Source organism: Halomonas sp. McD50-4, assembly GCF_022348135.1.
Lineage (GTDB): Bacteria > Pseudomonadota > Gammaproteobacteria > Pseudomonadales > Halomonadaceae > Vreelandella > Vreelandella piezotolerans.
The window spans coordinates 97,257-116,941 of sequence record NZ_JAKRFG010000002.1 but is presented as its reverse complement, the minus strand read 5'-3'; the positions used below and the strand labels follow the sequence as shown (position 1 = coordinate 116,941).

The window sequence follows — 19,685 nt, the reverse complement described above, 5'->3', positions numbered from 1 at the left end:
GACCACCGAATCGAGGATGACCATGACCACCACCGCACTCAAAACAACGAACCGCAACGCTACTTGGCAACCGCTCTGCACCAAAGCAGACCTCGTGGCGTTTTCCGGCGTCGCCGCATGGCTGACGACATCGGCAGGCCCAGCCCAAGTGGCGCTGTTCTATCTGCCCGGCCACGCCCAAGAGCTCTATGCCCTGGATCACTTCGACCCTTTCTCGAAGGCCCATGTGATTGCCCGTGGCATCGTCGGCGATATCAAAGGCAGTCCCGTCGTGGCCTCGCCACTCTACAAACAGCACTTCCGCCTAGAGGATGGCCAATGCCTGGAAGAAGATGAGGTAAAGCTGCGCACTTGGCGCGTCGCTTTCAAGGGGGATGAGGTGTGGGTGGAAGGCTAGCCAAACGCATGCTTCTACAGCGCCACCCTGCCATGCAAACAGCCGCGCCGCCTTTCCAGGCGGCGCGGCTGTTTGAGAGGGACGCTCTTTATTGATCCAAAAACCGGATCAGCGCCTGGTTGAATGCCTCGGGATGGGTAGCGTTCAGCCCGTGTGGGCCGCCCTCGATCACCTCTAGCGACGCGTTGGGTAGCAGCTCAGCGGCGCGTTTGCCGCTCACTTCAAATGGAACGATGCCGTCAGCATCCCCGTGTAAGACCAGCGTCGGAATGTCGATCTTGGGTAAATCCTGGCGAAAATCGGTGTAGCTAAACGCCTTGATGCAGTCGTAGGTCGCTTTGGGCGAGGCGAACGCCGCGATATCGCGGTGGTAAAGCCGGTTCGGCTCGCTGATCAGGTCGCTGTTGTCGTTGGCGGTAAAGAAATTCTTGGTGAAATCGTCCAAGAACGCGATACGGTCGCCTTGCACCCCCTGCAGGAACTGGTCGATGGTGGCATCGTCCAGTCCGCCTTCCGGGTTATCGTCGGTTTTATACAGATAAGGCGGCACCGCCGCAGCCAGCACCGCTTTACTGACACGCTCGGTGCCGTAGCTCGACAAATAGCGCGCGACTTCGCCGCCCCCCATGGAAAAGCCCACCAGGGTCGCATCGTTGAGATCCAGCGCGTCCAGCAGCTTTTTGAGATCCGAGGCGAGTGTATCGTAATCGTAGCCACCGTCCGCTTGCGTCGAGCGGCCAAAGCCACGGCGGTCATAGGTCACCACTTTATAGCCTGCTTCCACCAACGCGGGTACCTGCTTCTCCCAGGAGCGCCCACTCAATGGCCAACCGTGGATCAGTACGACCGGTTTACCTGCCCCGTGAACCTCGTAATAAATCTCGACCGGTGTGCCCTGCTCGGTCCCTGCATTCAGAAATGGCATCGCATCAACCTCCTGGTTTGGCGTTTACGGAAAACGTCATTCAAGGCTAGTACAACGTGTTATTAGCTGCCAAACCATGGGACAAGGCAGGTGAGTACTCGAATATCCAGCAATCTCTAGGCGCTCCACTTACCCTGGAGTAGCCAGGCAATCGCTTCTGGGCGGTAAATCCACCTTTTGCCAGGACACGTTGGGAAGCTGCGTTGTCCACCGCCACGACGGCTTCCAACTGCGTAACACCGTACACGCAACGCGCCTCCGTCAGCAGGTGTTTAAGTGCGCTCTGCGCCACCCCCCGACCACCGGCACCCTGCGCAATCCGATATCCCACCCAGGCATGATCATCGGCAATGTTACGTAGGTTAGCGCGTCCCACGATGACACCTCGCTGGCGAATGATGAGCGGATGCATCTTGCGCTGCGCATTGAGTGCTAAACAATCGATGATGTGTTTAGCCACCCCTTGTAAGGTGTAAAAGCACTCGGGCCTGGCCTCGATATGCTGCTCGAACCACGCACGCTCTGCGCGCTCGAACTGCAGCAGCTCAACCGCATCTTCGTGCGTTAGCAAATGGAAGGTTACGTCTTTGACATGGCGCATCTCCACATCCCTCCTTGGGTGCAGTGCAGGGGTAAGCTCATGGCGGGGCATAAATCACTGACATTCCCTAGCGTGATATTGCTATGCTTGCCAGCCTCTTGATTCGGTAGGCATGGGAGCCATACGTTCGTGAAGACAGAATCCAGTACCTTGGCCTTTTCCGCCTTCATGGCACTGCTGATTGGCTGTGCCGGTATTGTGGCCACCTTGGCCTCGAACTCCCAAGCCATCCTATTGGACGGCTTGTTCAATCTTATCTACTTTAGCGTAGCGCTGGTGACCATCAAGGTCAGCAAGCTGGCCAGTCGCCCAGATAGCGAGTCGTACCCCTTTGGTTACAGCTACTTCGAGTCGCTGGTTAATTTATGCAAAGGTTTGCTGATTTTGGGGGTATCCATCTTCGCGCTGGTAGATGCCGTGGCCGCTTTGCTGACGGGTGGGCGGGAGATTTCTGCAGGGCTTGCGGTAATGTATGCGCTGTTTGCGACCGCCGCTTGCTCGCTCACTGCCTGGGTCATGCAGCGTAGTCAACGCCATGTGAGTAGCCCCTTGGTGGCCGCCGACAAACTAAACTGGCTGGTCAATAGTGTGATTTCAGGAGCCGTACTGGCGGCTTTTTGCCTAGTGATGCTGTTTGATCGCCTCGGCTGGCGGGCTGTTCTTCCCTACATCGATTCGGTCTTGGTCATTGCGGTCGTCGTCCTCTGCCTGGGGGTCCCCGTGCGCATGGCATCGCAAGCGCTAAGAGAGCTGCTCAACAAAACTCCAGAAGAAGCCGTCGCCGAACCGGTGCGCCAAGCCGTTGCCCGTGGCCTTGCCGATATCGACACCCTGGAAGTGCGCGTGCGTATGGTGCGCCCCGGCCGCCTGCTCTACGTCATCGTCCATGTGGTGCTGCCCAAGGACCTCCCCGAAGCGACACTGGCGAAACAGGACGCGCTGCGTCAGCGCATCGACGAAGAAGTGCGCCGCGACTATTCGCCCGTGGTGTGCGACGTGGTCTTTACTGCCGACAACCGCTGGGCGGCGCCCTCTTGTGGGCTATTGGTAGAGAAACCTGCTAGCTAACCCCTAACACGTCAAGAGCGGCTCGAAGGCCGCTCTTGACGCTTACCGGTCGACCGGCTTTTCATCTTTTACCGGCCACACATCCTCATCCACCAGCTCTGGATTTTTGAGTATGGTGGGGTCGAACAGCGGTTCCTCGATGCCCTGTCGCCGCTGGCGTTCATAATCCTTCAACACCGAGACCGCAATCGGCGCCATCAGTAGAATGGCAAACAGGTTGGTCGTGGCCATCAGGCCCATGGCGAGGTCGGCAAAATCCCAGACCACGCTGAGTTCAGCGACAGAACCCAGCAGCACCATGGCGATGATAACGATCTTGAATACGCCCACCGCTTTTTTGGCGTGGCGGCGGAACAGGTATTCGATGTTTACCGAAGAGAAGGAGAAGTTGGCCAAAATCGAGGTAAAGGCAAAAAACAGTATGGCAATGGCAATAAAGATCTCACCAAAGCCTCCTAGATGATCCACCATGGCGTCTTGGGTGAGCTGGATGCCCTCGATGCTCTCCCCCGGCGACTCGGATAGCAGCCGTTCATAAACACCGGAAAGCAGAATCACCACCGCCGTGCAGCTACAAATCACGATGGTATCGACAAACACCCCAAAGGATTGCACTAACCCCTGGGCTGCTGGATGCTTCACAGTGGCCTGGGCCGCCGCATTGGGGGTCGAGCCCATACCGGCCTCGTTAGAAAAGAGGCCGCGCTTGATGCCGTTTTCCATGGCAGCCTTGATGGCGTAACCCGCCGCGCCACCGACCGCCGGGCCTAACCCAAAGGCACTCATCACGATCAACGACAGCATGTCGGGCACGGCGGAGAGGTTGGCAAACAGAATCCATAGCGCCACCAGCAGGTAGGCAATGGCCATGACCGGTACGATTTTCTCAGCCGTGCGTGCCACCGACTTTAACCCGCCATAGATCACGACACCTGCCAGTGCCGCAATAACCACGCCGGTCAGCCAGTTAGGAATGCCAAAGGCACCGCTCATGCCCTGGGCAATGGTGTTGGATTGCGCCGCATTGAATGCCAGTCCGTAGGCAATGATCAAGAACACCGCAAACAGCGACCCCAGCCAGCGCCAACCCAGACAGCGCTCGATATAGAACGCAGGGCCGCCGCGAAAGACCCCATCTTCGTTGCGGTGCTTGTACACCTGCGCCAACGTCGACTCGATAAACGAGGTCGCAAACCCCACCAGAGCCGTCACCCACATCCAAAAAATCGCTCCCGGCCCGCCAATCCATAGTGCCAGAGCGACACCCGCCAAATTACCGGTTCCGACCCGCGCCGCCATGGAGGTCGCGAATGCCTGAAAACCACTGATGCCATCTCCCGCTCCGCGCGCGGTAAAGGTCACGTGGGCCATGTGCCGAAACATGCGAAACTGCATCCCGCGCGTCATGATCGTGAACAGCAGGCCTGCTCCCAGTAGCAGGTATACCAGGATATAGCTCCAGATAAAGTTGCTGATGGGCATCATGACGGCATAAAGGCCGTCGCGAAGTGGCCCTAGCACCGTTTCTAATAATTCCATGGCCTTTCACTCCCTGTGGTTATATGAGCAACTGTCATCGTCACAAGTAGGAGTGTAGCTAGGTTATAGAGCAGCGCGTCATTTCAGCCCTTATTCACCTACCGTGACCACCCAATCAGGCCGAAACAGCGGCGGCGAAAACTCCTCTGGATAACCGCCCGGGTTGGCGATAACGCGGGTGCCATCGCACCACGTATCCACCGGCTCGTGAACGTGACCATGGATCCAGAGATCCATCTTGCCCATTAAGTGCGGCAAGTGGGAGGCAAAGGCTGGGGACAACGAATCGCCTAAGTACTGCTCTGGAATACAGCGATGTAAGGGCGCATGGTGTGTAATCACCACGCGGGGGCCATCAAAAGCTTGTTGGAGTTCATCTTGCAGCCACGTCAGTGCTTCCCGGTGCATGTATTGGCTGGCTTGAGGCGTGAACACTTGGCCGGGGGCCGTGGTAATGATGCGAAAATCAGGCATGTAACGCAGCGCTTTAGACTCGGTATCGGCAGGGTTGCGTGTGGGGTCATCGGCATAAAGCGCGAAATCCGTCCATAGCGTGGTGCCATAAAAGCGCACGCCTCTTAGGGTCACGCAGCGATTATCCAGCAGTTCGATATCATACCGAGCGGCTTCCAGCGCTAACTCTTGGCGCAGCAGCGGCATGCAGGTGCCATAGAACTCATGGTTGCCGGGCACGTAGAGAATCGGCAGGTCGGGAAACTGCTGGCGTGCCCACGCCAGCCCTTCTGCTCTTCGATGAATATCCCCTGCCAGCACCACCACATCCGCGTCGGCAGGGGGCAGCTCGCGGTGACCATCAAAATGCTCTAAATGAAGATCGGATAAGACTCTTAAACGCATAGAACGTCTCACGTGGTGCCTACATGGGCTTGGTATCGGGTCGTCAATCGTCAAGGCGAAAAATAAACTGACGGATGAACTCCACCACGACGGCTTCGGCCTCCCGGTGTGGCACATGACCGATGCCGGGCAACATTTCGCAGTGGGCGGGGCCTTGGGTGTAGCGGGCAATGCGTTCAGGCTGACGGTGAGAGCCGTATTCATCCTTCTCGCCATGCAGCACGAGCGTAGGGCACCGCACACGTTCAAGCGCAGGAGTGAGGGACCACGCCGCAAATTCGGGGCTTAGCCAAGTATCCGTCCAGGCATCGAACACCCAACGGGCTTTGTTGCCGTGGTACTTGACCAGCTTTGCGAACTGTTCCGGCGTCTGAAACGTCGCTTTTGCCTCTTCGATCCCTTGTCGCGTGCGATTTTCATTGAACGCTTGGGCGGCGATGGTGACGAGCCCCTGGCACTGCGAAAAATAATATCCGGCGCAGTGCACGGCCATACAGCCACCCACGCTATGGCCTAACGCAATAAAGCGAGTCACCTGTAGCGCATGACAGATGGCCGCAAAGTTGCCCCTCGCTTCATCGTCGATAAAACTGAGCGGCAATGGTGTTGAAGATGCATCGGAGCGGCCAAAGCCGAGCCGGTCATAGGCAATGACCCGTTGCCGCGTTGCTGCGCATAATGCTTCGGGGAAGTTGCGCCACAAATCCACGCATCCGAGAGAGTCGTGAAACAGTAGGATAGGAACCTCTGACCGTATGCGATCTGGTTCCCAAGTGCGCGTAAATAAACGACCGTTGGGGGTACTCACCCAACGGTCATAGTGATGAATAGCTGGCGTTAGCGTCATAGCATTGCTCTTGATATTGTCAGTGTGTCATGCGCCACTGCCAACATAGCATGCGATAACCCACTAGCGTTTCAAGAAGTTGCTTTTGACTAAGTGAACGACCTCATCCATGCGCCCGCTCAACACGGCTTTAGCGGAGTAGAGGGCGGTCGAGGCGACCTGCCCGGCCTCGACCTTGGGGGGCATCACCAGCTCCATGGGATTCACCACCACATCCAACAAGGCAGGCCCCGGCTGGGCGAGCCACTGGCTAATCGCGACGTCCAGCTCGTCTTCTTGCTCGACTCGGCGGCCCCATAATCCCATGGCAGCGGCAACCTCGCCAAAGTTGGGGTTTTCGAGCTCGGTGTAGGCATCGAGCATTCCCTCTACTTTTTGTTCTAACTCCACAAAGCTCAAGGAACTGTTGTTATACACCACGATTTTTAGCGGAATTTGCTGCTGTACCAGGGTCAATAAATCCCCCATCAGCATGGTTAACCCGCCATCCCCGCACATGGCAATGACTTGGCGGTGGGGATGCGCGAGCTGAATACCCAATGCCTGAGGATACGCATTGGCCATGGTGCCATGCTGCAAGCTCGCGAGGGTGCGGCGCTGCTGGGAGGCGTGAATATGGCGCAGCATCCATACGTTGACACTGCCAGTGTCTGCCGTAAACAGTGCGTTCTCTGCCGCGTGACGGTCAATCGCCAATGTCAGCTCTTGTGGGTGGATCACTTGGCTATCATGACTTCCATGGGCAGACTTTTCCAACGACTTGGCGTAGCGCTTGCGGCACTTCTCTAGCCAGTGACTGCGCGTATTTTCCTTGACGACTTGAACGAGCGCCTCGCAAGTATCCCGCGTACTGCCGACGATGCCCACGTCCACCGGATAGCGCTTGCCAATTTGTGCGGGATCTCGATCTACCTGAATGATCGTAGCGCGCTCCGGATAGAACTGAGTGAACGCAAAATTACAGCCGAGTAGCAGCAGCGTGTCGCACTCGGCCACTGCATGGTAGCCGCCTTCAAGTCCATAAACGCCCGTCATTCCCACGTGATAGGGATTGTCGTGCTCCATGAAATCTTTTGCCCGGGATGTCCAGGCAATCGGTGCTTGCAGCTTTTCGGCAAGTGCGATCACCTGCTCCCGCGCATCGTCGCAGCCAGCGCCTGCAAAAATAGTGATGTTGCCGCCTTTATTGAGCTGCTCGACGGCGGGCACTAGCGACTCTGCCGTCGGGCGTATCGAGTAGCTAAACCGGTGCGTGCGATAGCCCAGCTGATTCTCCGGGGTTTGTGTCATCACATCACCCGGCACGATAAGGACCGCAACGCCACCTCTGGCAAGCGCCGCTTGGGCGGCTAAAGCGGCCATGCGCCGCGCCTGCTCGGCGGAGACGACGGTTTCGCAAAACACGCTGTACTGCTTGAAAATAGCGCTTTGATCGACTTCCTGCGGGAACTGACTGCCCGTTTCGCCTAGCGCGATTTGCGAGGCGATAAGCACGACAGGTGAACCATTGCGATGCGCATCGAACAAGCCGTTCACGAAGTGCAGGCTACCAGGGCCACAGGAGCCTGCGCAGAGCGCTAGCTCCTGTGTCATATAGGCTTCGCCACCGGCGGCAAAACCACCGACTTCCTCGTGGCGAACGCCCACCCACTGGATATCACTTTGCCGTAGGGCGTCCGTAAAGTGGTTCAACGTATCGCCCACCACACCATAGCAGCGCTTGGCGCCGGCGCTTTGCAGGGTTTCGACGATGATCTCAGCAACGTTTGCGCTCATGTGCGACTCCTTTCGCGGGGGAAATGGCACGTCCACCACCAAGCCTAGACCGAGACGATGAGTTTTGCCGGGCGGTCAGAGAGTAGCGCACCATGCTGCGTCGCAGCATAAATGGGTCTACACTGAAAAGGGTGCCCTATAGGAGGACCCTGCGATGACCAACTCGAGCGTCATCACACCCGTGAGCGATGAGGTGCTAGCGTTTTGGCAATGTCAGGCGTATTGGCTGCGCGCCGCCAACGATGCCATCGCCGATTTTTACGGATAGCCAGCGCTTATGCGCCTGTATTTGCCTACTTAGACGAAAAGATAACCTGCAAAGCCGACACAGCGTGTCGGCTTTTTTATATTATGAAAACCTTTTCCATTCAATGATCTAACAAGCATCTTCGTATTGACGCCCCTTTTTGTAAGCTATTTCTTACGCGACATGGCAAATCACTTACATCTTTTGGACTAGAAACGCTCTGCAAAAGCGCCTAATATTCATATCACAGCTATCTTACTGCACTGCACAAAGCAAGCTGCGTATAACAAAAACGATTCCTCTACCTCTGCACCAGGAGTGTTCGCCATGAAGGATGCCATTACTCATAATGCGGCCATGGAAGTCGACGTCATGGAAGTCTGGGCAAAACGCGCGCAGCAGCAACGCGCCGCGTTCGACGCCCTCGCTGCCTATATGCGCCAGCAGTAAGGCACTGACTACGTCTTGGTCAGCGCCTTTGGCAAACGACCAAGACGTGGGGTGTCATGACTCCCAACCGCCCTCGTCAATGGGCTGCTGATCCAACTGCGCCAGATACGTCTCCTGCAAGATATACATACGTTTGACGTCACGGTATTGGCCGTTGATGAAGAATTCCTGTACCAAGTGGCCCTCTTCGATGAACCCGCTCTCCTCGTAGAGATGGATCGCTTTGACGTTCTGTACCGCTACGATCAAGTAGACCTTGTGCAGATTCAAAATCGTGAAGGAGTAGTGCAGCGCTTGGCGAATCAGTGAGCGTGCGAACCCTTTGCCCTGGTGCTCTGGGGTAATGATGATCTGAAACTCGGCGCTGCGGTGGATGTAGTCGATTTCGATCAGTTCCACCAAACCAATCGCGTTACCGGCGCTGTCTTCGGCTACGAAACGCCGTTCGGCGTTGTCGTGTATGTGCTTGTTGTACAGCTCTTCGAGTTCATCGAAAGATTCGTAAGGCTCCTCGAACCAGTACGACATGATGCTCTGGTTGTTATTGAGTTCATGGACGAAGCGCAAATCATTGCGCTCCAGGGCACGAAGGAACAAAGCGGGACTCATGGTCGACACTCTCTTAATTCATCAAACGAGACAATGCCATCACACGGGCAATGTGGCAGGTCAGTCATTTTAACGACGGGGTTGACGCAACTGGGTGTGTTAGCCCTCGTAGTGTAGCGTTTTATTAACGGCGCGTTGACGCCATCGAAGGCTCTCGCTGAAAGGAGAACAACGCCCCAAGGGGGTGCTCGCGACCTTCGATCAGTGCACGCAGCAGTTGGGCACCTATCATGCTATACGTGATGCCGTTACCGCCGTAGGCCATGGCGAAATGCACTCGGGGACCTAGCGACTCGTGAGGTCCGAAATAGGGCAAACCGTCGTCGGTTTCCGCGAACGTGCCACCCCAGCAAAACGTCGGATTGATCTCAAGGTCAGGCCACAGTGCTTCTACCTTGGCCGCCAGCGTTCGCGCTTTTTCCATCACCCGTGCGTCCCGACGCTCGGCAATGTCTTCATCGTCATCCTCTCCGCCGATCAATAACCGCCCTTCTTGCGTGGAACGCAGATAGAGATACGGTCGTGCGGACTCCCACACCAGCGTGTGTCCCAGCTTGCCCAATACCTCGCTAGGCAAGGGGTCGGTCACAAACGCATAGCTACTACGATTGGCAGCCACTGGCGCTGGCAACCACGTTTGGCTTTCGTACCCAGAAGCGATAATGACCTGTTGGCAACGCAGCGTAGCCCCATTACGAAGCCGAACGGTGACGCCGTCGTCATCAGTTATCAGCTGCTCCACCTGGGTGCGATCGAACACTTGGCTGCCCCGACGGACGACGTTTTCCAGTAAGTGATATGCCATGCGGTATGGGTCGATACGGGCGGCCAACGAGGACAGGATCGCCCCTGGCGCTGAAAAGCCGTAGTCAGCCTCAATCGCACGCTGTTCCAGCCAAGCGACATCGAAGCCGAAGCGCTTGCGCATCGCAAGCTCAGCCTTCAACGCGTCGACATCCGCTTCTTGGCTCGCGAAGTAGAGGCTCTTCTGGCGACTGAAAGCGACATTACCCAGCTCGGCAGCCAAGCGCTCTAGCGAGACAATCGCCTCGGCGCAGCTTCGATAGGCCATCACGGCATTGGCCTCACCGTACTGCTCGGCCAAATGCACCATATGGGTGTCGATTTCATACTGCAGTAGCGCCGTACTGGCCGCAGAGCTTCCCCACCCTACATCACGCCTCTCGAGCACTACGAAGCGATGGCCGTGGCGGCTTAGCTCATCGGCGATCAAAGCACCGGTAATACCGCCGCCAATAATCACTGTTTCCGCTTGCAAATCCTGGTTAAGCTGCGGAAAAGGGGTCAATAATCCATTTTTTACCGTCCAGAACGGATAACCACTTTTAAGATCCATCTTATTGCCTATGCTGGATTGCCATACGGTCAGACCGGGCAGATAAACGTTGGGTGTCGCACCCATTAACCATAGTGGATGATTGGCAGCGTGCCCTGTCTCTGCCTCAACCAGGAGTCGTTCCATGAAGATTGATTTAAGAAGCGATACGGTGACACGCCCTACCGCCGCCATGCGAGACGCCATGATGGCGGCCCCGCTGGGCGACGACGTATGGGGCGACGACCCGACGGTGAACGCCTTTCAAGCCACGCTGGCCGAGCGTGCGGGTAAAGAAGCGGCGCTGCTGTTCCCCAGCGGCACCCAGAGCAACCTGGTGGCTTTGATGGCCCACTGCGAGCGGGGTGATGAGTACATCGTCGGCCAGAACGCCCACACCTATCGCTACGAAGGGGGCGGTGCCGCGGTATTGGGCAGCATTCAACCCCAGCCGATCGAAAACGCACCAGACGGTAGCCTGCCCCTCGACAAAATCGCCGCCGCCGTCAAGGCCGATGACTTCCACTTTGCCCGTACTCGGCTCTTGGCGCTGGAGAACACCATAGGTGGCAAGGTACTGCCTGCCGAGTACGTGCAGCAGGCCACCGCGCTGGCCCGAGAACACGGCCTGGCTACCCACCTAGACGGTGCCCGGCTATTCAATGCCGCCGTGGCCACGGACACCTCTCTCAAACAGCTTTGTCAGCCTTTCGACAGCGTGTCGCTATGCTTCTCGAAGGGGTTAGGCACGCCCATGGGCTCGGCACTGGTGGGCTCTCAGGCATTGATCGACCGGGCTCGACGTTGGCGAAAGGTCGTGGGTGGCGGTATGCGCCAAGCAGGCCTCATCGCCGCCGCCTGCCAGCACGCCCTGGAACACCACGTGGCAGATTTGGCTCACGACCACCGTCGTGCGGCACGCTTGGCCGAAGGTTTGGCAGCCTTTTCCGCCATCGAGGTGACCTCCCAGGCCACCAATATGGTATTCGTGCGCATCGACCCAGCGCATGTCGCGCCGTTAGCTAAGTGGCTCAAGACGAATGGCGTGCTGATAGAACTTCTTTACGCTACGCGCATGGTCGTGCATCGAGACATTAGCGACGACGATATCGAACAAGTGCTGACCATCGTCCAGCGCTACTTCGATCAGGCGTAGCCGGAGGATGCGTTTCTTGCACGTTGCTTAAACACGTTGCTTAAAACAGTACCGAGTCGAACGCAAGGTGCACTGCGATGGCCGCCATCATCAGGCCGATCAGCCCATCGATGGTGCGCCATGCGCCGGGACGGGAGAGCCATGGCGATAGCGCCGCCCCGCCCCAGGCCAACAGGCTGAACCAGAGAATCGACGCTGTCGACGCCCCCGCGACGAACACGCCAGCACTCTCCTGCTGGGCACCAATAGCGGGAATCAGCAGCAGCGTATCGAGGTAGACCTGCGGGTTGAGCACCGTCACCGCTAGTGTCGCCAGCAGCACACTGCGCAGGCTGCGGGCTTTGACGCCGTTGACTTTCAAGCCTTCACGGCCGCTGACTGCACGCCATAGCGCTTGTGCCGCCAGCCAACTCAAGAACAGCACGCCCACCCAGCGCATGGCTTCCATGGCGCTCGGCATGGTGAGCAAAAATGCGCTGGCACCAAACATGCCGGCCGTCAGTAGCACGACATCCGCACTCATGCACAGCCCCGCCGACCACCAGTGGTATTCGCGGCGAACGGCCAGCCCCAGCACGTAAGCGTTCTGCGCCCCAATCGCCATGATGATGCCGCCACACACCACTAACCCCGTTAGGTAGCTTTCCCACATTGCCGTTCGCCTTATGCTTGAGTAAAGATGGCGCTATGGTAAGGGAGGGCTCATATAAACAAAAATCATCTTGCTAATGATGCATTAGTAAAATTCATACATACCGAGACTACGTGCTCATAACCGCCGCAGCCCCCACATGAAGTAGGCACCGCCCAGCAACGATGCTACTAAGCCTGCCGGAATCTCATAAGGGAACATGATCTGGCGGCCCACCCAGTCGGCCAATACCATCAACAACATACCGATCAAGGCAGCGCCTACTAAGTGCTGGCGGGCGCGGGAGAAGCCCAGTAGCCGAGCCATGTGCGGGGCTAATAAGCCAATGAAGGAGAGCGGCCCCACCACCAGGGTGGCGCAGGCGGTGAGCAGAGCGACCAGCAGCAGTAGCGCTAGGCGCGCATGGTTTAAGCCAATGCCCAGTGAACGCGCGGTAGCGGCGCCCATCGGCATGATGTCTAACCAGCGAGTGAACGGCAGCGATATCAGCGCTAGTGCCGCTGCGATTCCTCCCACGAGCAGCGCACTACCCACCTCCACGTAATAGGTAGAGCCTGCCAGCCAGGCGATGACTTGCTGTCCGCGCGGATCACCACCTGCCAGTAGCACACTGCGCACCGCATCGAACAGCGCGCTAATCGCCACACCGCTGAGCAGGAGCCGCTCCGGTACGAAACCACTTTTACGATTGAGCACTACCAATACTAGTAGCGTCGCCAGTGCCCCTAGCGTTCCTATCGCCACTAATAGTGCATGACTGGGGGCAGGGAGTAGATAAATACCCAAGATCAGCGCAATAGCACAGCCACCGCTAATACCCAACACTTCGGGGCTCGCCATGGGGTTGGCCGAAAGGCGTTGAAGAATGGTCCCCGCTATTGCCAGCATCAAACCGCTAGCCGCTGCCGCCATTACCCGCGGAAAGCGCCACTCAATCACCCCCCAATTCGTCGGGGCAATGATGCTCCAGCCGTTGGCCCCTTGCCCCACTAAATGGCCCACCACCATGGCCCCCACCAGCGTTAGCAGTAGCCCTGTGATTAAACGGTGGGGTGCAGCGTGACGCGTGATCACCACGCCAGATGCCTGGGGCGGACGGTCCCCCTGCAGCTTAAGGCGGGGAATCAACCACATGAGTAGTGGCGCGCCTAACGCTCCGGTCACGGCCCCGGTGGGAATTAGCGTCGCTACCATGCCGGAAAAGCGCTGCAGCAAGAGATCCGTGGTGGCCAGCAGCACAGCGCCTAATAACGTCGACCAGAGTAAGCGCGCGCGCAGCGTGCGCGCTCCCGCCATACGGACGATATTGGGAGCCGCTAACCCTATGAAGCCGATGATCCCGACCACGCTCACCACGCTACCGGTGAGGAAGACCGCCAGCCCTAACCCGGCAAAACGCAAATGCTTGAGCGAAATCCCCAGGCTTTTGGCGCTGGCGTCGTCAAGCTCTAACACGGCTAAAGGGCGAAGCAACAGCCACGCGGCCAAACCGCAAAGAGCCAGTCGTGGCGCCAGTGACGCCACGCCATCCCAGCCATTCTGCGCCAGAGAGCCTGCCCCCCAAATCAGCAGCCCCGCCAGGGTTTCATGATTGAACAACAGCAAGGCTGTAGAGAGCGCGCCCAGATACAGATTGACCACCAACCCCGCCAGCACCACCGCGATGGGCGCCAATCCACGCCGCCACGAGAGTGCAAACACCAGCCCCATAGCGGCAGCGCCACCTAGCAGCGCAATCCACTCACTGCCTATCGAAAGCATGCCGGGGGCCAATAGCGTCACCGCCATCAGCGCCAAGTTGGCGCCCGACGCCACGCCCAAGGTGGTGGGCGATGCCAGCGGGTTACGGAGCACCTGTTGCATCAGCACCCCAGCCAGCGCTAGACCGCCACCGGCTAATAGCGCAATGGTAAAGCGCGGCCACCAAGCGAAGTGCAGCAGCAGCTCATCGACGTTATCGAACGTGGGAGACAGCAGCGCCTGTGCGCTCTGCGCGATACCGCCCTGCTGCTGCAAGCTCAGCCACAGTAATACCATCAACGGCAAGCTCAGCAGTAAGCAGATAGGAGCGGGAGAACGGCGACGCATCAGGTGCATGACAATATCCCGTCAACGAGGACAGCGGAAGCACGGGCAGGCATTGTCATGGGCGTGACCTTGGCAATCGAGAAAGCAGAAAATAAATCAAAGGGCGAGATTCTAAATGATAAGTATTAACACTACAATCTTGTCCAACGCACAGACTCATGAGCCTCATTATGTTGAAAGCAGTGTCAAACTCTGCCGCCTTGCCCAACACATGGCGAGATACGCCCTTTCGCTACGGCCTGGTCAGCCGCTCGTTTCACTGGCTCACGGCGCTGTTGGTACTCACCCAGTTTTTCGTCGTGGCCATGTGGCGTGTGTTGGGCGAAACGAGCGTGACGTTAATGCTGTCACGGCTAGCGCCACACGGTGCGATCGGACTACTGCTAATGGTCATCACTTTAGGGCGATTACTTTGGTGGTATAGCCAGCGTCATCAGCGGCCGCAGCCACCGAAAACGCTACGTGGCCAACTGGCGCGCATCGTGCATGGGGCGTTTTATGCCCTGTTAATGCTGATTGCCAGCCTTGGCTTAATCAGACACTACGCTGGCGGCTGGCCACTCAAGGCGTATGGCTGGGAGCTGATTCCTGGTGCAGAGAACGATATTCCGGCGCTCATGCTCCCTGCCGACCTGCTGCACAGTCCGCTCTCTTGGCTACTGCTTCTGCTGGTGGCCGGGCATATCGTCATGGCCATTATAGGCGGCCGGTCACGGAAAAATTTCTAAATGATAACTATTAGCGATACAATATATCTTTCATTTGCTCGATGCCCGCTTGGTCAGGAGTGACGCATGTTTAACGTTCAGGGTGCCACCTTCGCCATCAACGGCAAGCCCCTTCTTCAACCGATTCACCACACCTTTGAAGAAGGCAAGGTGTATGGTCTGATTGGCCATAATGGCTCTGGAAAATCGACGCTGATCAAGCTGCTGGCCCAGCAGCAGCCCGTCAGTGAAGGCGACATTCATTTTGATGAACGCCCTTTGCAGGCGTGGGGGCATCGTGAGTTTGCCCGTCAAGTTGCCTACCTGCCCCAGCATCTACCCAGTGCCGAAAATCTCACCGGACGCGAGCTGGTGGCGTTTGGGCGTTACCCCTGGCACGGTCTACTGGGTCGCCATAATCAAAAAGACAAAGAGGCGATCGAGCGGGCGATTGCCCTCACCCACACGGAAGCCTTCGCTGACCGCTTAGTGGATACGCTCTCGGGCGGAGAGCGCCAGCGGGTATGGCTGGCCATGCTGATTGCCCAGGGCAGCCGCTTTCTACTGTTGGATGAGCCGCTCGCGGCGCTGGATATCGCCCACCAAATGGAAGTATTGGCGCTGATTCGTAAGCTCTGCGACGAGCTGAACCTGGGCGTGATCATCGTTCTTCACGACATTAACATGGCCTCGCGCTATTGCGATGAACTCATGGCGCTTCACAGTGGCCGCCTGCTGGCCCACGGCACGCCCGATGCCCTGATGCAAAATACCACGTTAGAAGCCATTTACGGCCTACCCATGCAGGTCATGCAGCACCCCAATGGCGGACACCGCATAGCCGTGGCGCAATGAACGCCACGGCTGGAAGAAGAGTCGTTCTCAATTAACTCTTCAACTGATAAGCATTATCGCTTATGCTGAGACTCTACTCACGTGCGCTTATCACGTCTTGGAGTTCGGTTATGCCTCTCGCTTTGCGCCAACCCGACACCGTCTTGCCACTGTCTCTCGCTGATTGCTATCAAGGGCCACTTGAGCATTTTACGCCGCCATTGATCGAAGGAGCGGTGCCACAGGGGGCTATCAAGGCGTCTCGCTGGCGCAATGCTGCGCTGCTCGAAGAGGACATGGCGCGCTACGCCAGCCGCTACCCGAATGGAGACAAGCGCGCCATCGCCTCGCTTTGGTCGAAATGGCACTTCAGCACCCTCACCGTTCCCACGCTGACCGCTCATCTGCTGCTGAATCGCGACCTACCCGTCGGGCTGGATGATCTCTATGTGATTCAAAATGAGGAAGGCTGTACTCAAGGGCTTTGGCTACCCCATGAAGGCGAGCGTTTTACTACGCTGGACACCGCTGCTCGCTTTGCCACGCTCATCGAGCAGCACTGGGCCCCGCTCATCGAGCGCCTCTCGGCCATTTCCGGGGCCGCACCACGGGTATTTTGGAGCAACGCAGGCGGCTACGTGGATTACTACGTCAATGCCCTGGCAGCACACCCGCTGGTCAACCAAGACGCCCTGGCCGCCACGCGTGCACTGCTGGAGTCGCGCACCCTCAACGGACAGCGCAACCCGTTGTATGAGCCAGTACGTACGTACCAACCCAGCGGCAGCGAAGAGGTCAAGCGGGTGCGCAAGCTCTGCTGCCTGCGCTACCTGCTCGATGAGTTTGACGTATGCGGTAATTGCCCGCTAGAAGGGTGCGACCGCCAAGCGCGTCGCAAAGGATAAGCCGCTCGTTACGAGCTGATCTGCGCCACCGCATCTTCACTGGCCTGTGCCCGCTGCTCTCCCGTCAGCTCACTCAGCTGCCCCTTGGACATTTCCAGTAAACGATCCGCATGGACGAAGTAGCTGTCGTCATGGCTAATGGCAAACACGGTTTTGCCCATCGCTTTCAAATGGGGTAACAGCTCGCGGTAAAACAGCCGCCTGAACTGCGGGTCTTGGTCGGCCGCCCACTCGTCCAGCAGCAGAATATCCCGCTCCTCGGCAATCGCCAGCAGCAGTGCCAAACGCTTGCGTTGCCCTTGCGAGAGCTGTGTATTCACCACGCGATCAGCCTGCCACTCCAGCTTCTGGTGCATTTGCAGCCGCTCGAGCCAGGTCGTGACCAGCGCTGGGTCGGCCACGCGGCCACTCGGCCCCATGGCTTGGTCGAACTGGTGGAAATCGGTAAAGACGCTGGCAAAGCGCGCCCGAAACGCCGCCCACTCTGGTGCGCCAAGCTCCTTGCCATCCACGCTGATTTGGCCACTTTGCGGGCGGTACAACCCTGACAGCAGGCGCGCCAGCGTCGACTTTCCGCTGCCGTTGCCGCCAATCAGAAACACCTGCTCGCCACGCGCCAGCGTAAGATTGAGCGGCCCCACCTGGAAGCCTTCACCCCCGGAGGATGGCGTGTAGCGATACACCACGTTGGTGAGCGTCAAGCGCTGCCAATCGTGGAAGCGGTCCTCCACCTCGAAACCCGGCTGGTACTCGGCCAACGCCAGGCTGGCCAGTTTATCGAACGCCACCTGGGCGCTGATCAGTGTAGGCCATGCCCCCACGGCCTGAATCAAGGGCGTGCGTAAAAACAGCAGGGTCAAAGCAAAAGTGGCCGCCACCGCAGGGCTTGCCCACCCCAGCACGTTGGCCATGAAAAACACCACGCCAATGGCGCCCAGCATCATGATGTTGGACCAGTTATTGGCGCTGAGGTGGTAGGTGTCTGCGCGAATAATATGATGACGGTACGCTTTGGCGTTCTCCGTGTAGGATTCATCAAAAAAGCGCCGTGCGCGGTCACGGTTAAGCGCCAGCTCTTTGCGGCCTTCTATCGCCGATTGATAATCCTTATACAGCCGATCCTCGCTTTCGCGCACCTGATGAAAGTGGCGATACACCTTCGACACCAGCACCCAGCCAACGCCCATGGTGAAGGCCATCCAGAGCACGGTAATCACCACCATCTGCGGTGAGAGCCACGCAAGGTACGCCACCGAGGCCAGCGTGAGTACCACGCCCTGCACCAGTTCCGGCAGGCGAACGAAACCGATGGTGATATTGCGAACATCGCTGGAAAGACTTGCCAGCAGGGTGGCGTTACCTAGCTGCTCTAACCGTTCGATATCGGTATCCAGAATCCGTTTCACCAGCCGGGAGCGCAGGTCGAAGACGAAATGGTGGCCCAACAAGGTGAGCGCTAGCTGTGTGCCCAGCGTGACCGTCAGCAGCAGCGCCAATAGCCCTAAAAATTGAGGCAGCGCAGAGAGGGCACTACCCGCTTCGATCAGCCGCTGGTTGATGAACGCAATCACCCCCACGCCCAGTCCGGCGCTCATCAGGCTCAGCGCCAGCGCGCCCAAAAACGGCCAGCGGTAATGGCGAAACACCACTCGCAATAATTCCATACCCCATCCCCTTTACGCACAGGCGGCGAATTGTGACGCACTTCTCTGCCAAGTCAAACAAAGAGACTGATTTTCATTTACGCAGCTTGGCTCACGCGCCTTTACTCATCGCGGCAGTGTTGCTTAACTGCCCTAGCCAACCACTGAGAGAACGCCATGGTGGATTACAAATTACTGAATGCCCTAGCCACCGTGGTGGAGTGCGGCGGCTTCGAGCGGGCAGGCGACATGATGGGCCTCTCGCAGTCGGCCATTTCACAGCGGATAAAGGCGCTGGAAGTCCGCTTGGGCCAGCCGGTGCTGGTGCGCCACCCCTCGCTTGCACCCACGCCCGCAGGCCAGCGGTTGCTTGCCCATTATCAGCAAGTGCAGCTGCTAGAACGGGACTTACACGAGGCGCTTCCGACCTTGGAAAAAGCCGCGCCGCGACTGCGCATCGCCATCAATGCCGACAGCGTCGTGACTTGGTGGGCCGATGCCGTGGCGGATATTTGTCAGTCGGAAGGGGTGCTGATGGACTTGGTCATCGAAGACCAGGACGTTGGACTGAAGCGACTGCGCGATGGCGACGTGGCAGCCTGCCTGTGCGCCACTCCCCAGCCCATCGCCGGCGCTCGCTGCCTGCACGTCGGTGACATGCACTATCAGCCGTTGGCATCGCCCTCCTACGTGGCACGCTATTTCCCGGACGGCCCAAGCCTGAATGCGTTTCAACACGCACCGGCCATCGTATTTGGCCCACACGACCAGCTACAGCATCAGTTTTTAGCGCAGTGGGGCTATCAGGGATATTTCCCCTACCATTTATGCCCCTCATCAGAGGGCTTCGTTCGGCTGGCAGCCGCCGGCATTGGCTATGGCATGATTCCCCAGCGGCAGGCCGCCGAGTCGCTACAGTCAGGTCAGTTGGTGAGCATTGCACCAGGGCATGGATTGACCGTCCCCCTATATTGGCACTTTTGGCGACACAGTGGGCAGTTGATACAACGGCTGACCGAAAGGCTGAGCCATCTCACGCTTTAGCAT

19 protein-coding genes are annotated in these 19,685 nt (G+C 58.0%); 8 read left to right on the top strand and 11 right to left on the bottom strand.

The window, feature by feature from the left end; all coding sequences use genetic code 11:
• Window positions 1-22: 22 nt before the first annotated feature.
• Entirely contained in the window at window positions 23-397 is a 375-nt protein-coding gene (gene nirD / locus MHM85_RS03140; RefSeq protein ID WP_139525225.1) for a nitrite reductase small subunit NirD, read from the top strand.
• A gap of 88 nt (window positions 398-485) precedes the next feature.
• Here nirD and MHM85_RS03135 read toward each other — a convergent pair whose 3' ends face one another.
• Together MHM85_RS03135 and MHM85_RS03130 are read right to left on the bottom strand one after the other, a co-directional pair.
• Window positions 486-1,322 carry an alpha/beta hydrolase gene (locus MHM85_RS03135; RefSeq protein WP_139525224.1) on the bottom strand — a complete coding sequence of 279 codons (837 nt, stop codon included), beginning with the start codon at window positions 1,320-1,322 and terminating at the stop codon, window positions 486-488.
• A gap of 46 nt (window positions 1,323-1,368) precedes the next feature.
• Complete coding sequence (locus MHM85_RS03130; RefSeq protein ID WP_153842202.1) at window positions 1,369-1,923, bottom strand: GNAT family N-acetyltransferase; 555 nt, start codon at window positions 1,921-1,923, stop codon at window positions 1,369-1,371.
• 129 nt (window positions 1,924-2,052) lie between these two features.
• Here MHM85_RS03130 and MHM85_RS03125 point away from each other — a divergent pair, with 129 nt between their 5' ends.
• On the top strand, window positions 2,053-2,991 hold the full coding sequence (locus tag MHM85_RS03125; RefSeq protein ID WP_139525223.1) for a cation diffusion facilitator family transporter: 939 nt from the start codon (window positions 2,053-2,055) through the stop codon (window positions 2,989-2,991).
• A gap of 42 nt (window positions 2,992-3,033) precedes the next feature.
• On the opposite strand, the gene MHM85_RS03120 is transcribed toward MHM85_RS03125, so the two are convergent.
• The 4 genes from MHM85_RS03120 to MHM85_RS03105 all read right to left on the bottom strand — a co-directional run bounded on the left by MHM85_RS03120 (window position 3,034) and on the right by MHM85_RS03105 (window position 8,011).
• Window positions 3,034-4,530, bottom strand: coding sequence for an alanine/glycine:cation symporter family protein (locus tag MHM85_RS03120; RefSeq protein ID WP_139525222.1), 1,497 nt, complete (start codon window positions 4,528-4,530; stop codon window positions 3,034-3,036).
• A 90-nt stretch (window positions 4,531-4,620) separates the two neighbouring features.
• Window positions 4,621-5,388 carry a metallophosphoesterase gene (locus MHM85_RS03115; RefSeq protein ID WP_054641358.1) on the bottom strand — a complete coding sequence of 256 codons (768 nt, stop codon included), beginning with the start codon at window positions 5,386-5,388 and terminating at the stop codon, window positions 4,621-4,623.
• Between the two features lie 43 nt (window positions 5,389-5,431).
• Window positions 5,432-6,235: an alpha/beta hydrolase gene (locus MHM85_RS03110; protein ID WP_139525221.1), complete on the bottom strand. Its 804-nt coding sequence runs from the start codon at window positions 6,233-6,235 to the stop codon at window positions 5,432-5,434.
• 63 nt (window positions 6,236-6,298) lie between these two features.
• Window positions 6,299-8,011 (bottom strand): thiamine pyrophosphate-dependent enzyme, encoded by a 1,713-nt coding sequence (locus MHM85_RS03105; protein WP_139525220.1) that lies wholly within the window; start codon window positions 8,009-8,011, stop codon window positions 6,299-6,301.
• A 574-nt stretch (window positions 8,012-8,585) separates the two neighbouring features.
• Here MHM85_RS03105 and MHM85_RS18350 point away from each other — a divergent pair.
• On the top strand, window positions 8,586-8,708 hold the full coding sequence (locus tag MHM85_RS18350) for a hypothetical protein (protein ID WP_255303821.1): 123 nt from the start codon (window positions 8,586-8,588) through the stop codon (window positions 8,706-8,708).
• Between the two features lie 54 nt (window positions 8,709-8,762).
• Here MHM85_RS18350 and speG read toward each other — a convergent pair whose 3' ends face one another.
• Window positions 8,763-9,317, bottom strand: a complete 555-nt coding sequence (speG, locus tag MHM85_RS03100) for a spermidine N1-acetyltransferase (protein ID WP_139525219.1) — start codon at window positions 9,315-9,317, stop codon at window positions 8,763-8,765.
• A gap of 124 nt (window positions 9,318-9,441) precedes the next feature.
• The gene (locus tag MHM85_RS03095; RefSeq protein ID WP_239284604.1) at window positions 9,442-10,800 is read right to left on the bottom strand and encodes an FAD-dependent oxidoreductase; all 1,359 of its coding nucleotides are present in this window, start codon (window positions 10,798-10,800) and stop codon (window positions 9,442-9,444) included.
• Here MHM85_RS03095 and ltaE point away from each other — a divergent pair.
• Window positions 10,799-11,809, top strand: a complete 1,011-nt coding sequence (gene ltaE / locus MHM85_RS03090; RefSeq protein ID WP_139525218.1) for a low-specificity L-threonine aldolase — start codon at window positions 10,799-10,801, stop codon at window positions 11,807-11,809. The genes MHM85_RS03095 and ltaE overlap by 2 nt on opposite strands.
• 40 nt (window positions 11,810-11,849) lie before the next feature.
• On the opposite strand, the gene MHM85_RS03085 is transcribed toward ltaE, so the two are convergent.
• Both MHM85_RS03085 and fhuB read right to left on the bottom strand, forming a co-directional pair.
• Entirely contained in the window at window positions 11,850-12,461 is a 612-nt protein-coding gene (locus MHM85_RS03085; RefSeq protein ID WP_054645171.1) for a LysE family transporter, read from the bottom strand.
• 117 nt (window positions 12,462-12,578) lie between these two features.
• Window positions 12,579-14,558 carry a Fe(3+)-hydroxamate ABC transporter permease FhuB gene (gene fhuB, locus MHM85_RS03080; protein ID WP_139525217.1) on the bottom strand — a complete coding sequence of 660 codons (1,980 nt, stop codon included), beginning with the start codon at window positions 14,556-14,558 and terminating at the stop codon, window positions 12,579-12,581.
• A gap of 161 nt (window positions 14,559-14,719) precedes the next feature.
• Between fhuB and MHM85_RS03075 the strand changes: the two genes are divergently transcribed.
• The 3 genes from MHM85_RS03075 to fhuF all read left to right on the top strand — a co-directional run bounded on the left by MHM85_RS03075 (window position 14,720) and on the right by fhuF (window position 16,995).
• Window positions 14,720-15,277: a cytochrome b/b6 domain-containing protein gene (locus MHM85_RS03075; protein WP_139525216.1), complete on the top strand. Its 558-nt coding sequence runs from the start codon at window positions 14,720-14,722 to the stop codon at window positions 15,275-15,277.
• A 66-nt stretch (window positions 15,278-15,343) separates the two neighbouring features.
• Window positions 15,344-16,111: an ATP-binding cassette domain-containing protein gene (locus MHM85_RS03070; protein WP_139525215.1), complete on the top strand. Its 768-nt coding sequence runs from the start codon at window positions 15,344-15,346 to the stop codon at window positions 16,109-16,111.
• 110 nt (window positions 16,112-16,221) lie between these two features.
• Window positions 16,222-16,995, top strand: a complete 774-nt coding sequence (gene fhuF, locus MHM85_RS03065; protein WP_139525214.1) for a siderophore-iron reductase FhuF — start codon at window positions 16,222-16,224, stop codon at window positions 16,993-16,995.
• Window positions 16,996-17,003: 8 nt separating this feature from the next.
• Here fhuF and MHM85_RS03060 read toward each other — a convergent pair whose 3' ends face one another.
• Window positions 17,004-18,659: a multidrug ABC transporter permease/ATP-binding protein gene (locus MHM85_RS03060; RefSeq protein ID WP_239284602.1), complete on the bottom strand. Its 1,656-nt coding sequence runs from the start codon at window positions 18,657-18,659 to the stop codon at window positions 17,004-17,006.
• Between the two features lie 156 nt (window positions 18,660-18,815).
• Between MHM85_RS03060 and MHM85_RS03055 the strand changes: the two genes are divergently transcribed.
• A complete protein-coding gene (locus tag MHM85_RS03055; protein WP_139525212.1) occupies window positions 18,816-19,682 on the top strand; it encodes a LysR family transcriptional regulator ArgP in 867 nt (288 codons plus the stop codon).
• Window positions 19,683-19,685 lie beyond the last annotated feature (3 nt).

Coding starts and splice junctions, on each gene's coding strand:
- nirD (WP_139525225.1), top strand. CDS start 23: ATGACCACCACCGCACTCAAAACAACGAACCGCAACGCTACTTGGCAA.
- MHM85_RS03135 (WP_139525224.1), bottom strand. CDS start 1,322: ATGCCATTTCTGAATGCAGGGACCGAGCAGGGCACACCGGTCGAGATT.
- MHM85_RS03130 (WP_153842202.1), bottom strand. CDS start 1,923: ATGCGCCATGTCAAAGACGTAACCTTCCATTTGCTAACGCACGAAGAT.
- MHM85_RS03120 (WP_139525222.1), bottom strand. CDS start 4,530: ATGGAATTATTAGAAACGGTGCTAGGGCCACTTCGCGACGGCCTTTAT.
- MHM85_RS03115 (WP_054641358.1), bottom strand. CDS start 5,388: ATGCGTTTAAGAGTCTTATCCGATCTTCATTTAGAGCATTTTGATGGT.
- MHM85_RS03110 (WP_139525221.1), bottom strand. CDS start 6,235: ATGACGCTAACGCCAGCTATTCATCACTATGACCGTTGGGTGAGTACC.
- MHM85_RS03105 (WP_139525220.1), bottom strand. CDS start 8,011: ATGAGCGCAAACGTTGCTGAGATCATCGTCGAAACCCTGCAAAGCGCC.
- MHM85_RS18350 (WP_255303821.1), top strand. CDS start 8,586: ATGAAGGATGCCATTACTCATAATGCGGCCATGGAAGTCGACGTCATG.
- speG (WP_139525219.1), bottom strand. CDS start 9,317: ATGAGTCCCGCTTTGTTCCTTCGTGCCCTGGAGCGCAATGATTTGCGC.
- ltaE (WP_139525218.1), top strand. CDS start 10,799: ATGAAGATTGATTTAAGAAGCGATACGGTGACACGCCCTACCGCCGCC.
- MHM85_RS03095 (WP_239284604.1), bottom strand. CDS start 10,800: ATGGAACGACTCCTGGTTGAGGCAGAGACAGGGCACGCTGCCAATCAT.
- MHM85_RS03085 (WP_054645171.1), bottom strand. CDS start 12,461: ATGTGGGAAAGCTACCTAACGGGGTTAGTGGTGTGTGGCGGCATCATC.
- fhuB (WP_139525217.1), bottom strand. CDS start 14,558: ATGCACCTGATGCGTCGCCGTTCTCCCGCTCCTATCTGCTTACTGCTG.
- MHM85_RS03075 (WP_139525216.1), top strand. CDS start 14,720: ATGTTGAAAGCAGTGTCAAACTCTGCCGCCTTGCCCAACACATGGCGA.
- MHM85_RS03070 (WP_139525215.1), top strand. CDS start 15,344: ATGTTTAACGTTCAGGGTGCCACCTTCGCCATCAACGGCAAGCCCCTT.
- fhuF (WP_139525214.1), top strand. CDS start 16,222: ATGCCTCTCGCTTTGCGCCAACCCGACACCGTCTTGCCACTGTCTCTC.
- MHM85_RS03060 (WP_239284602.1), bottom strand. CDS start 18,659: ATGGAATTATTGCGAGTGGTGTTTCGCCATTACCGCTGGCCGTTTTTG.
- MHM85_RS03055 (WP_139525212.1), top strand. CDS start 18,816: ATGGTGGATTACAAATTACTGAATGCCCTAGCCACCGTGGTGGAGTGC.